Source organism: Micromonospora sp. S-DT3-3-22, from assembly GCF_015354745.1.
GTDB lineage: Bacteria > Actinomycetota > Actinomycetes > Mycobacteriales > Micromonosporaceae > Micromonospora > Micromonospora wenchangensis.
In genome coordinates this window covers 120,505-134,378 of the sequence record NZ_JACGMO010000001.1, presented here as the reverse complement: position 1 = coordinate 134,378, position 13,874 = coordinate 120,505, and the positions used below count along the sequence as shown (strand labels likewise).

Sequence of the window (13,874 nt, the reverse complement as noted above, 5' to 3'; positions counted from 1 at the left end):
GAGCGCGGTGGCGGCTCAGGTCATGCCGAGTTCCTTGTCGATCAGGTCGAACACATCGTCGGCGGAGGCCGTTTCGAGCCGGTCGACGAGGGTGGTGCCGGTGGTGGTGCTGAGCGTCTCGTTGAGCTTCGCCAGCAGCGACTGGAGCCGGGCGGTGACCCGGTTGCGTTCGATCTCCTCCGGCGTCAGGCCGGCCACGGTGACCTCCAGCCGGTCCAGCTCGGCGAGCAGACCCCCGGCGGTGTCGCCGGTGTAGCCGAGTTCGGCGCGGAGCTGGTCGGCCAGGGCGGTCGGGTTGGGGTGGTCGAAGACCAGGGTGGCGGAGAGCCGTACGCCGGTGGCGGCGCTGAGCCGGTTGCGCAGCTCGACGGCGGTCACCGAGTCCATGCCGAGTTCCTTGAACGCGCGCTGCGGCTCGACCAGTTCGGCGTCGCCGTAGCCGAGGACGGCCGCCACGTTGGTGCGGACGGTCTCCAGCAGCAGGGCGCGCTGCTCGGCCTCGGGCAGCGTGCCGAGCCGGTCGGCGAGCGCCGACGACGACCCCGCCTCGGTGGCCTCGGCGGCCTCCGGTGCGGCGTCGGGCAGTTCGGCCAGCAGCGGCCGGGGCCGGGCCAGGGTGTAGATGGGGGCGAACCGGGCCCAGTCGACGTCGGCGACGACGAGGTGGCTCTCGTCGTGGTCGAGGGCCTGTCCGAGGGCGTCGACGGCGAGCCGGGGGGCCATCACACCGACGCCGAGCCGGTCGAGGTGCGCGCCGACCTCGCCGCCGGCCATGCCACCGCCGCCGCCCCAGCTGCCCCAGGCGACCGAGGTGGCGACCGCGCCCCGGCTGCGCCGCCGGTGCGCCAGCGCGTCGAGGTACGCATTCGCCGTCGCGTAGCCCGCCTGCCCGGCGCTGCCCCACACCGCGGCACCGGAGGAGAACACCACGAACGCGTCCAACGGCCGGTCGGCCAGCAGTTCGTCGAGGTGCACCGCGCCGAGCACCTTCGCCCGGCACACGTCGGCGAAGTCGTCGAGGCCGGTCCGCCCCAACGGCACCTCGGGGTGCAGCACCCCGGCAGCGTGGAACACGGCGGTCAGCCCGTCGCCGAGGTCGGCCAGGAGCGCGGCAACCGCGTCCCGGTCCGCCACGTCACAGGCCACCACCTCGACGCCCGGGTGCCGGGCCGTCAGCTCGGCCGCGCCCGGGGCGTCCGGGCCGCGCCGGCTCGCCAGCACCACCCGCTGCGCGCCGTTGCCGACCAGCCATTCGGTGACGTGCCCGCCGACCCCGCCGGTGCCGCCGGTGACCAGCACGGTGCCGGTGGGCGTGTAGCGCCGTTCGGGTGCCCCGGTCGCCGGGTGGCGGACCATCCGGCGGGCCAGCGTACCGGCCGCCCGCAGCGCCACCTGGTCCTCGCCGCCGCCGGTCAGCACGTCGGCCAGCCGGTCGACGGTCTGCGGCGTCCACTCGGCGGGCAGGTCGACCAGGCCGCCCCACCAGCCGGGGTAGTCGAGGGAGAGCACCGTGCCCAGACCCCACAGGGCACCCTGGGCCGGGTCGGCGACCGGCTCGAACCGGTCCACCCCGACCCCACCGGCGGTGACGCACCAGAGCCGGCCGGTGAAGTCGGACGCGGCCAGCGCGTGCACCAGCGACACGGTGGCGGTGATCCCGGCGGACAGGCCGACACCCAGCGGGTCGGGGCCGTCGTCGAGGGCGAGCAGGGAGAGCACCCCGGCGGGGGCCTCCCGGCCGGCGTGGTCGGTGCCGGTGACGGTGACCACCTCGGCGCCCCGGGCGGCCAACCCGTCGGCGAGCGTACGCAGCCGCTCGTCGTCGGCCAGCGCCGCCGGGGCGACCACCCACCACACGCCGGTGAGCTGCCCGCCGGTGGGCACCTCGGCAGGCCGCCACACCACCCGGTAGCGCCAGCCGTCCACGGTGGCGACGTCGCGCTGCCGGGACCGCCACGACGTCAGGCCGGGCAGCACCTCCCCGACGAGTGCGGTGTCCACGCCGAGACCGTCGGCGAGCAGGTCGACGTCGGCGCGTTCCACGGCATCCCAGAACCCGGCGTCGGTGCCGCCGGAGGCCGGGGCGGCGACGGTCGGCGCGATCCAGTAACGCTGGTGTTGGAAGGCGTAGGTGGGCAGGTCCGCCCGGCGGGTGCCGGGCAGGGCGGCGGCCCAGTCCACGTCGACGCCCCGGACGTGCAGCTCGGCCAGGGAGGTGAGCAGCCGGTCCAGGCCGCCGTCGTCACGGCGCAGGGTGCCGGTGACCACCGTCGGCCGGTCCGCCGACTCCAGCGTCTCCTGCATCCCCATGCCGAGCACCGGGTGCGGGCTGACCTCCACGAACCCGGTCCAGCCCTGCCCGGCGAGAGAGCGGATCGCCGGGTCGAACCGGACCGTGTTGCGGAGGTTCTCGTACCAGTAGCGGGCGTCGAGGGTGGCGGTGTCCACCCAGTCGCCGGTGACGGTGGAGAGCATCCGGATCGTCCCGGTCTTCGGGTTGATCGGGGCCAGGTCCTCCAGCAGCCGGTGTTCCAGCAGCTCCACCTGCGCGGAGTGCGAGGCGTAGTCGACGGCGACCTGCTTGACCCGGACCCCCTCCTCGGTGAGCTCGGCGATGAGTTCCCGCAGCGCCTCCGGGGTGCCGGAGACCACCACCGAACCGGCGCCGTTGACCACGGCGAGGGAGATGTCGCCCGCCCACCGGGCGATCCGCTCCTGTGCCCGGTCGGCGGGCAGCCCGACCGAGACCATGCCGCCCCGGCCGGCCAGCTTCTCGCCGATGGCCCGGCTGCGCAGGGTCACCACCCGCGCCCCGTCGGCCAGGGAGAGTCCGCCGGCCACGCAGGCGGCGGCGATCTCACCCTGCGAGTGGCCGACCACCGCGTCGGGTTCCACGCCGTAGCTGCGCCAGGTGGCGGCGAGGGAGACCATCATCGCCCACAGGGCGGGCTGGACCACGTCCACCCACTCCAGGGAGGGCGCGCCGGGCACCCCCCGGACCACGTCGAGCAGGTCCCAGTCGACGTACGCGCGCAGCTCGGTGGCGCAGCGGCCCATCTGCTCGGCGAACACCGGCGAGGAGTCCAGCAACGCGGCGGCCATGCCGACCCACTGGGCGCCCTGGCCGGGGAAGACGAAGACGACCCGGCCGGTGGCGTCGGCGGTGCCGGTGACCGCGTTCGGCGCGGGCTGACCGGCGGCGACCGGGGCGAGCCCAGCCCGCAACTGCGGCAGGTCCGCACCGAGCACCACGGCCCGGTGCGCGAGCCGGGCCCGGCCGGCCAGCGTACGACCCACCGCGGCGGGCTCGGCCGGCGCGGCGTCCAGGTGGGACAGCAGCCGTTCGGCCTGGGCGCGCAGCGCCTGGTCGGTGTACCCGGAGACCACCCACGGCAGCACGGGCGGAGTGGCCGGCTGTGCTTCCTCGTCGGCCGGGGGCACCTCTTCCAGCACGACGTGCGCGTTGGTGCCGCTGATGCCGAAGGAGGAGACCGCGCAGCGGCGGGCCCGGCCGGTCTGCGGCCAGTCCAGCGGCTCGGTGAGCAGCCGTACCGTGCCGGGCGACCAGTCGATCTCGCTGCTGGGCTCGTCGACGTGCAGGGTGCGGGGCAGCAGCCCGTGCCGCATCGCCTGCACCATCTTGATCACCCCGCCGACCCCGGCGGCGGCCTGCGAGTGGCCGATGTTGGACTTCAGCGAGCCGAGCCAGAGCGGCCGTTCGGCGGGCCGGTCCCGGCCGTACGTGGCGAACAACGCCTGCGCCTCGATCGGGTCGCCGAGCCGGGTGCCGGTGCCGTGCGCCTCGACCGCGTCGATCTCCTGGGCGGCAAGGCGGGCGTTGGCCAGCGCGGCCCGGATGACCCGGCGCTGGGAGGGCCCGTTGGGAGCGGTAAGGCCGTTGGACGCGCCGTCCTGGTTGATCGCGGAGCCGCGCACGACGGCGAGCACCGGGTGCCCGTTGCGGCGGGCGTCGGAGAGCCGTTCCAGCACCAGCACGCCCGCGCCCTCGGCCCAGCCGGTGCCGTCGGCGGTGTCGGCGAACGCCTTGCACCGGCCGTCGAAGGACAGCGCCCGCTGCCGGGAGAACTCGACGAACGCGTCGGGGGTGCCGATCACGGTGACCCCACCGGCGACGGCGAGCGACGACTCCCCGGAGCGCAGCGACTGACAGGCCCAGTGCAGGGCGACCAGCGACGACGAGCAGCCGGTGTCGACGGTGACCGCCGGCCCCTCCATCCCGAGGGTGTAGGACAGCCGGCCGGAGACGATGCTGCCGGCACCCCAGCTGTTCGGGTAGTCGTGGTAGACGACGCCGGTGAACACGGCGGTGGGGCTGCCCTTGAGCGACAGCGGGTCGATACCGGCCCGCTCGAACGCCTCCCAGGACGTCTCCAGGAACAGCCGCTGCTGCGGGTCCATCTCGGCGGCCTCGCGGGGCGAGATGCCGAAGAAGGTGGGGTCGAAGTCGGCGGCGTCGTAGAGGAAGCCGCCCTCGCGGGTGTAGCTGGTGCCGGGGTGGTCCGGGTCCGGGTCGTAGAGCCCGTCGAGGTCCCAGCCCCGGTCGGTGGGCATGCCGGAGATGGCGTCGGTGCCGGCCACGACGAGGTCCCACAGGGCCTCGGGCGAGTCGATCCCGCCGGGGTAGCGGCAGCCCATGCCGACGATGGCGATCGGTTCGGCGGCACGCTCCTCGATGTCGCGGAGCCGCTCGCTGGTCTCGTGCAGGTCGGCCGTGACCCGCCGCAGGTAGTCACGAAGCTTCTGTTCGTTGGACATCAGGAACCCATTCCCGGACGGCGCCGACGGAGCGGACGGATCATGAGGTGCCGAACTTGCTGTCGATGAAGTCGAAGAGGTCGTCGTCGGAGGCCGTGTCGAGCTCCTCGGTGACGCTGGCGACCTCGGCCGGACGTTGACCGGCGGTCCACGCCGCGAGCATGGTGCGCAGCCGCTCCCCCACCCCGGCGCGGGTGCTCTCGTCGAGAGCGGCGACCGCGTCGGCGTCCAGGGTGGACAGCGCGGCCTGGAGCCGGTCGAGGTCGTCGAGCAGGGTGACGCCCCCGGCGTCGGCGGGCACCAGCTCGGTGAGCAGTTGCTGGGCCAGCTCGGTCGGGGTCGGGTAGTCGAAGACCAGCGTGGCGGGCAACCGCAGCGCGGTCTCGGTGGCGAGCCGGTTGCGCAGCTCGACGGCGGTCAGCGAGTCGAAGCCGGCTTCCTTGAACGCCCGCTCCGGGTCGACGTCCGCGCCGGAGGCGTACCCGAGGACGGCGGCGACCTGGTCGCGGACCAGTGCCAGGACGGTGTCCAGGCGGTCCGGTGAGGGCATGGCGACGAGCCGGCCGGCGAGGTCGGCGTTAACGGCGACCGGGGCGGCCGTTTCGGTCTCGGGTTGGGCGTCGGGCAGCGCGGCGAGCAGCGGCCGGGGCCGGGACAGGGTGTAGATGGGGGTGAACCGGGTCCAGTCGATGTCGGCGACGACGAGGTGGCTCTCGTCGTGGTCGAGGGCCTCCCGCAGCGCCCGGACGGCGAGCCGGGGTTCCATCGGCGGGGTGCCCTGCCGGCGCAGGTGCGCGGTGGCCTCCCCGTCGGCCATCCCGCCGCCGGCCCAACTGCCCCAGGCGACCGAGGTGGCGACCGCCCCCCGGCTGCGCCTCCGGTGCGCCAGCGCGTCGAGGTACGCGTTCGCCGTCGCGTACCCGGCCTGCCCGGCGCTGCCCCACACCGCGGCACCCGAGGAGAACACCACGAACGCGTCCAACGGCCGGTCGGCCAGCAGTTCGTCGAGGTGCACCGCGCCGAGCACCTTCGCCCGGCACACCTCGGCGAACTCGGCCACGCTGGTCTCCGGGAGCGACTTCTCCTGGTGCAGCACCCCGGCAGCGTGGAACACGGCGGTCAGCCCGTCGCCGAGGTCGGCCAGGAGCGCGGCAACCGACTCCCGGTCCGCCACGTCACACGCCACCACCTCGACACCCGGATGCCGGGCCATCAACTCGGCCGCGCCCGGGGCCGCCGCGCCCCGCCGGCTCGCCAGCACCACCCGCCGCGCACCCTGACCGACCAGCCATGCGGTCAGGTGCCCGCCGATGCCACCGGTGCCGCCGGTGACCAGCACCGTGCCGGTGGGCGTGTAGCGCCGTTCGGGGTTGCCGGCGGCCGGCCAGCGGACCAGCCGCCGGGCCAGCACCCCGGCGGTACGGACGGCCACCTGGTCCTCCGCACCGGCGGCGAGGACGTCGGCGAGCCGCGCGACGTGTTCGTCGGTCCAGCCGGTGGGCAGGTCGACCAGGCCACCCCAGGAGTGCGGGTACTCCAGGGACAGCACGGTGCCGAGCCCCCACAGCGCGCCCTGCGCGGGGTGCGGCAGGTCCTCGAACCGGTCGACGGCGACACCACCTGCGGTGAGGCACCACACCCGGCCGGCGAAGTCGGTGGCGGTGAGCGCCTGGATCAGCGCAACGGTGTCGGTGACGCCGACGGACAGGCCGGCGTCGGTGGCGTCCGGGGTGTCGTCGAGGGCGAGCAGGGACACCACGCCGGCGGGGGTGTCCCCGGCGGGCAGGTCGGTGCCGGTGACGGTGACGACGTCGGCGCCCCGGGCGGCCAGTCCGGCGGCGAGGGCGGACACCCGGGCGTCGCCGGTCGACGCGGCCGGTACGACGAGCCACCAGGTGCCGGTGAGTTCGCCGCCGTCGGGCAGTTCGGTGGAGCGCCACACCACCCGGTAGCGCCAGTCGTCCACGGTGGCCGCGTCCCGTTGCCGGGCCCGCCAGGCGGCGAGGCCGGGCAGCACCTCGGTGACGACGCCCGGGGCGACACCGAGTCCGTCGGCGAGCACGTCGGTGTCGCCCCGGTCGACGGCGTCCCAGAACCCGCCGTCGGCCTCGCCGGTGCCGGTGGTGGCCTCGGGCTCGATCCAGTACCGCTGGTGCTGGAAGGCGTAGGTGGGCAGTTCCACCGGCCGCCCGCCCGGGTTGATCACGGCCCAGTCGAGGTCGACGCCGGTGGTCCACGCCTGCGCCATCCCGGTCGCGTACGCCGTGACCTGTTCCCGGTCCCGGCGCTGCAACGCAATCGCCGCAGCATCCTCGACGCAGTCGGCGACCATCGCGGTGAGCACACTGTCCGGCCCGATCTCGATGAACCGGGTGACCCCACGCGCGGCGAGAGCAGCGACCGCCTCGGCGAACCGCACGGTCCCCCGCACCTGACCCTGCCAGTAGTCGACCGAGCCGAGTTCGGCGTCGCCGGCCAGGTCACCGGTCACGGTCGACACCAACGGGATACCCGCCGGGTTCGCGGTCACCCCGTCGACGACCCGCCCGTACCCGGCCAGCATCGGGTCCATCAGGTGCGAGTGGAACGCATGCGACACCCGAAGGCGACGCGTCTTCACCTCAAGACGGGACTCCAGCGCCGCGATCTGCTCTTCGGAGCCGGACACGACGACCGCCCGGGGACCGTTCACCGCCGCCACGTCGACATCGCCCAGATCCAGCCCATCGAGCGGCGCGGCGATCGCCAGCATCGCCCCACCCGCCGGAAGCGCCTGCATCAACCCACCCCGCGCGGCCACCACCCGGCACGCGTCCTCCAGCGACCACACCCCGGCCACGTGCGCGGCGGCCAACTCACCGATCGAATGACCCGCAACGAAATCCGGCTTGAGACCCCACGACTCGGCGATCCGGAACAACGCCACCTCGACCGCGAACAACGCCGGCTGCGTCCATCCCGTCTGATCCAGAACACCATCCGGATCGGCGAACATCACCTCCCGCAGATCACCGTCCAGCAACGGCGCGAAGGCGGCACACACCTCGTCCAACGCCTGCGCGAACACCGGGAACGCTTCCGCCAGCTCACGACCCATACCGACCCGCTGCGCACCCTGACCCGTGAACAACACCGCCGTACGACCGCTGGTGATCCGACCCGACAGGCCGGTGCCCGTGGCCAAGGCTTCGAGGCCGGCGGCCAGGTCGGCGGCCGAACCGCCGACGGCGACCGCCCGGTGGTCCAGGGCCGCCCGACCGGCGGCCAGCGAATACCCGACGTCGACCGGTCGCTCATCGGTGAGGAAGTCACGCAGGCGGCCGGCCTGTGCGGCCAGCGCACCGGCCGACCGGGCGGACAGCGGCCAGAGCGCCACCGGCGGCTCGGGGGTCGCGGCCGGCGCGGCGGGCTCGACCGGCGGGGCCTCCTCCACGATCACGTGGGCGTTGGTGCCGCTGATGCCGAACGACGACACCCCGGCGCGACGCGGGCGGTCCCCGGCCGGCCAGTCGACCGGCTCGGTGAGCAGCCGCACGTCCCCGGCCGCCCAGTCGACCTGCCGCGACGGCGTCTCGGCGTGCAGCGTGCGCGGCAGGGTGCCGTGCCGCAGCGCCATCACCATCTTGATCACCCCGGCCATGCCGGCGGCGGCCTGGGCGTGACCCATGTTGGACTTGATCGAGCCGAGCCACAGGGGGCGGTCCCGGTCCCGGCCGTACGTGGCGAGCAGCGCCTGCGCCTCGATCGGGTCACCGAGGGTAGTGCCGGTGCCGTGCGCCTCGACGGCGTCGACCGCGTCGGGAGTGATCCGGGCGTTGGCCAGCGCCGCCCGGATCACCCGCTGCTGGGCCGGCCCGTTCGGCGCGGTCAGCCCGTTCGACGCGCCGTCCTGGTTGACGGCGGAACCCCGGATCAGCCCGTAGACGCGGTGCCCGTTGCGCTGCGCGTCGGAGAGCCGTTCCAGCATCAGCACCCCGACGCCCTCGGCCCAGCCGGTGCCGTCGGCGTCGTCGGAGAACGACTTGCACCGGCCGTCCGGGGCGAGCCCCCGCTGCCGGCTGAACGCCACGAACGGGGTGGGGTTCGACATCACCAGCACGCCGCCGGCGATGGCGGTGGCGCACTCCCCGGCCCGCAGCGCCTGACTGGCGAGGTGCAGCGCGACCAGCGACGAGGAACACGCCGTGTCGACGGTCATCGACGGCCCCTCGAACCCGAACGCGTACGACACCCGGCCGGAGATCACCGACGCGGAACTGCCGGTGCTCAGGTACGCCTCCGACTCGGCGGGGGCGAGACCGAGCAGGTCGCCGTAGTCCTGGGCGCCGGAGCCGACGAACACCCCGACGGGGCTGCCGCGCAGTGCCTCCGGGTCCATCCCGGCCCGCTCGCACGCCTCCCAGGTGACCTCCAGCATCAGCCGCTGCTGCGGGTCCATGGCGATCGCCTCACGGGGCGAGATGCCGAAGAACTCGGCGTCGAACGCGCCCGCCTCGTAGACGAAGCCGCCGGAGCGGACGTAGCTGGTGCCCGGCTGGTCCGGGTCGGCGTCGAAGAGCGCGTCGGAGTTCCAGCCCCGGTCGACGGGGAACGGGCTGATCGCGTCGGTGCCGCTGTCGACGAGCCGCCACAGGTCCTCCGGGGACCGGACGCCGCCGGGGTAGCGGCAGCTCATTCCGATGATGGCGATCGGCTCGTCGGGGTCGGAGCCGCCGACGCCGGACGTGACGGTGGCCGGGGCGGCGGTGCCGACGAGTTCGTCGTACAGGTGGCGGGCCAGCACGGCCGGGGTGGGGTGGTCGTAGACCATGGTGGCCGGCAGGCGCAGGCCGACGGCCGCACCGAGGGCGTTGCGCAGCTCCACGGCGGTCAGCGAGTCGAACCCGAGTTCCCGGAACGGCCGCTGCACGTCCACGGTGGTCGTCGCGTCGTACCCGAGGACGGCGGCGACCTGGGCACGCACCGTGTCCAGCAGGTACGGCAGCCGCTCGGCGTCGGGCAGCCCGGCCAGCACGGAGGTGTCGGTGGACGCGGCCGGGGCGGCGACGGCCGGGCTCTGCTGGGCCTCGGGGAGGGCGGCGAGCAGCGGCCGGGGCCGGGCCAGGGTGTAGATCGGGGTGAACCGGGCCCAGTCGATGTCGGTGACCACGAGGTGGCTCTCGTCGTGGTCGAGAACCTGCTGCAGCGTGCCGAGGGCGAGGCGCGGTTCCATCGGCGGGGTGCCCTGCCGTAGGAGGTGTTCGGTGGCCTGCTCGTCGACCATGCCGCCGCCGCCCCAGGTGCCCCAGGCGACCGAGGTGGCGGTCCGGCCCCGGCGGCGGCGCTGGTGGGCGAGTGCGTCGAGCCAGGCGTTGCCGGTGCCGTAGGCGGCCTGCCCGGCGCTGCCCCAGACGGCCGCGCCGGAGGCGAACAGCACGAACGCGTCCAGCGGCCGGTCGCCGAGTAGCGCGTCGAGGTGGGTCGCGCCGAGCACCTTGGCCCGGCACACGGCGGCGAAGTCGTCGAGGTCGGTATCGCCCAGCGGGGCCGGGTCGTAGAGCACCCCGGCGGCGTGGAAGACGGCGGTCAGGTCGTCGCCGATCCCGTCGAGCAGCGCGGCGACCGCGTCCCGGTCGGCCACGTCGCAGGCGACGACCTGCACGCCGGGCAGCCTGGCGGCCAGGTCGGCGGCCCCGGGGGCGGCGGGGCCACGCCGGCTGGCCAGCACCACCCGCTCGGCCCCCTGGTCGAGGAGCCATTCGGTGAGGTGCGCGCCGATACCGCCGGTGCCGCCGGTGACCAGCACCGTGCCGGTGGGCCGGAACCGCCGGTCGGGGCTGCCGGCGACGGGCCAGCGCACCATCCGCCGGGCCAGCACCCCGGCGGTACGCACGGCCACCTGGTCCTCGCCGCCGTCGGCGAGCACGTCGACGAGCCGGTCGAGGGTGTCGGGCGTCCAGTCGGCGGGCAGGTCGACCAGGCCGCCCCACCAGCCGGGGTAGTCGAGCGAGAGGACGGTACCGAGCCCCCAGAGGCCGGCCTGTGCGGCGTGCGGCAGGTCCTCGTACCGGTCGACGGCGACGCCGCCGGTGGTGAGGCACCAGAGCCGGCCGGTGACGTCGGCGGCGGCGAGGGCCTGCACGAGTCGTACGGTGGCGGTGACCCCGGCGGACAGCCCGGCGTCGTACGGGTCGGGGGTGTCGTCGAGGCCGAGCAGCGAGACGACCCCGGTGGGGGTGCCCCGGCCGGCGAGCGGGTCGGTGCCGGTGAGCCGGGTGACGGTGGCGCCCCGGGTGGTGAGCGCGTCGGCCACGGCGGTGACCCGGGGGTCGTCGGTGAGCGTGTCCGGGGTGACGAGCCACCAGTCGCCGGTGAGTTCCGGCCCGGTGGGCAGGTCGGCGGCCCGCCACACGACGCGGTAGCGCCAGTTGTCGGTGACGGTGGCCGGTGCGGCGGTGGGGGCGGCCAGCCAGTACCGCTGCCGGGCGAAGGCGTAGCTGGGCAGCTCGACCTGCCGCGCTCCCGGGTGCACGGCCGTCCAGTCGAGGTCGACGCCGGTGGTCCACGCCTGCGCCATCCCGGTCGCGTACGCCGTGACCTGTTCCCGGTCCCGGCGCTGCAACGCAATCGTCACCGCGTCGTCGACGCTGTCGGCGACCATCGCGGTGAGCACACTGTCCGGCCCGATCTCGATGAACCGGGTCACGCCTCGCGCCGCCAGCGTGGCCACGGCATCGGCGAACCGGACGGTCCCCCGCACCTGACCCTGCCAGTAGTCGACCGACCCCAACTCGTCGTCGCTGGCGAGATCACCGGTCGCGGTCGACACCAACGGGATGCCCGCCGGGTTCGCGGTCACCCCGTCGACGACCTGCCCGTACCCGGTGAGCATCGAGTCCATCAGGTGCGAGTGGAACGCATGCGACACCCGCAGCCTGCGGGTCTTCACCTCAAGGGAGGCTTCCAGCGCGGCAACCTGCTCCTCCGTGCCGGACACGACCACCGCCCGGGGACCGTTGACCGCCGCCACGTCGATGTCACCGAGATCCAGCTCGGCCAGCGGGGCGGCGATCGCCAGCATCGCCCCACCCGCCGGAAGGGCCTGCATCAGACCACCCCGCGCGGCAACGACCCGGCACGCGTCCTCCAACGACCACACACCAGCCACATGCGCCGCAGCCAACTCACCGATCGAATGACCCGCAACGAAATCCGGCTTCAAACCCCACGACTCCGCCAACCGGAACAGAGCCACCTCTACCGCGAACAACGCCGGCTGCGTCCACCCCGTCTGATCCAGGACACCATCCGGATCGGCGAACATCACCTCCCGCAGATCACCCTCCAACAACGGCCCGAACGCCGCACACACCTCATCCAGAGCAGCCGCGAACACCGGGAAGGCTTCCGCCAGCTCACGACCCATACCGACCCGCTGCGCACCCTGACCGGTGAACAACACCGCCGTACGACCGGTGGTGATCCGACCCGACACACCGGTGCCCGTGGTCAGGGCGTCGAGGCCGGCGGACAGCTCGGCGGTCTCCCGGCCGACCGCCACCCCCCGGAACTCCAACCCGGCCCGACCCGCGCCCAGCGAGAACCCGACGTCCACCGGACGCTCGTCGGTGTCGGCGGCGAACCCGGCGATCCGGGCGGCCTGGCGGGCCATCCCCTCGGGGGAACGCCCCGACACCGGCCAGAGGACGACCGGCGGGGTCGGCCCCGGCGTGCCGGCCCCGGCGGGCGGGGCCTGCTCGACGATGAGGTGCACGTTGGTGCCGCTGATGCCGAACGACGACACGCCCGCCCGGCGGGGCCGGTCCACCGCCGGCCAGTCGATCGCCTCGGTCAGCAGCCGCACGTCCCCGGCCGCCCAGTCGACCTGCCGCGACGGCGTCTCGGCGTGCAGCGTGCGCGGCAGCGTCCCGTGCCGTATCGCCATCACCATCTTGATCACGCTGGCTACCCCGGCGGCGGCCTGGGCGTGCCCGATGTTGGACTTGATCGAGCCGAGGAAGAGCGGCGTCTCCCGGTCCCGCCCGTAGGTGGCGAGCACGGCCTGCGCCTCGATCGGGTCACCGAGGGTGGTGCCGGTGCCGTGCGCCTCGACCACGTCCACGTCGGCGACGGAGAGCCGGGCGTTGGCCAGCGCCGCCCGGATCACCCGCTGCTGGGCCGGCCCGTTCGGCGCGGTCAGCCCGTTCGACGCGCCGTCCTGGTTGACGGCGGAACCCCGGATCAGCCCGTAGATCCGGTGCCCGTTGCGCTGCGCGTCGGAGAGCCGCTCCAGCACCAGCACCCCGACACCCTCGGACCAGGCCGCGCCGTCCGCGCCGTCACCGAAGGAGCGGCACCGGCCGTCCGGGGACAGGGCACGTTGCCTGCTGAACTCGACGAAGAGCTGCGGGGTGGCCATCACGGCGACCCCGCCGGCCAGGGCCAGCCCGCACTCTTCCTTGCGCAGCGACTGGCAGGCCAGGTGCATCGCCACCGACGACGACGAGCAGGCGGTGTCGACGGTGATCGCCGGCCCCTCCAGGCCCAGGTTGTAGGCGACCCGGCCGGAGACGAGGCTGCCGGAGGTGGTGCTGTCGACGTAGTCGTGGTGCATCACGCCGACGAACACGCCGGTGGCGCTGCCCTTGAGGGCGACCGGGTCGATGCCGCCGTGCTCGAACGCCTCCCAGGACGCCTCCAGCAGCAGCCGCTGCTGCGGGTCCGTCTCGACCGCCTCGCGGGGGCTCATCCCGAAGAACCCGGGGTCGAAGTCGGCGGCGTCGTAGAGGAAACCACCGTGCCGGGTGTAGCTCTTGCCGGGCTTGCCGGGTTCCGGATCGTAGATGCCGTCGACGTCCCAGCCCCGGTCGGTGGGGAAGCCGGAGATGGCGTCGGTGCCGTCGGCGACGAGCCGCCACAGGTCCTCCGGCGACCGGACCCCGCCGGGGTAGCGGCAGCCCATGCCGACGATCGCGATCGGCTCCTGGTCCCGGCCCTCCACCTCACGCAGCCGCCGGTTGGCCTGTTGCAGTTCGGCGGTGGCGCGCTTGAGGAAGGTCCGGAGCTTGTCGTCGTTCGCCATCGTTCACACCAATCTTTCCCGCGCCGGAGGTTCGTCG

Annotated in this window: 2 protein-coding genes; both read right to left on the bottom strand. The window is 74.4% G+C overall.

All coding sequences use genetic code 11. The features are described from left to right. Positions 1 to 15 precede the first annotated feature (15 nt). On the bottom strand, positions 16 to 4,779 hold the full coding sequence (locus H1A17_RS00525; protein WP_375372776.1) for a type I polyketide synthase: 4,764 nt from the start codon (positions 4,777 to 4,779) through the stop codon (positions 16 to 18). A gap of 37 nt (positions 4,780 to 4,816) precedes the next feature. Next, a complete protein-coding gene (locus tag H1A17_RS00520; RefSeq protein WP_194820716.1) occupies positions 4,817 to 13,837 on the bottom strand; it encodes a type I polyketide synthase in 9,021 nt (3,006 codons plus the stop codon). Between the last annotated feature and the right edge of the window lie 37 nt (positions 13,838 to 13,874).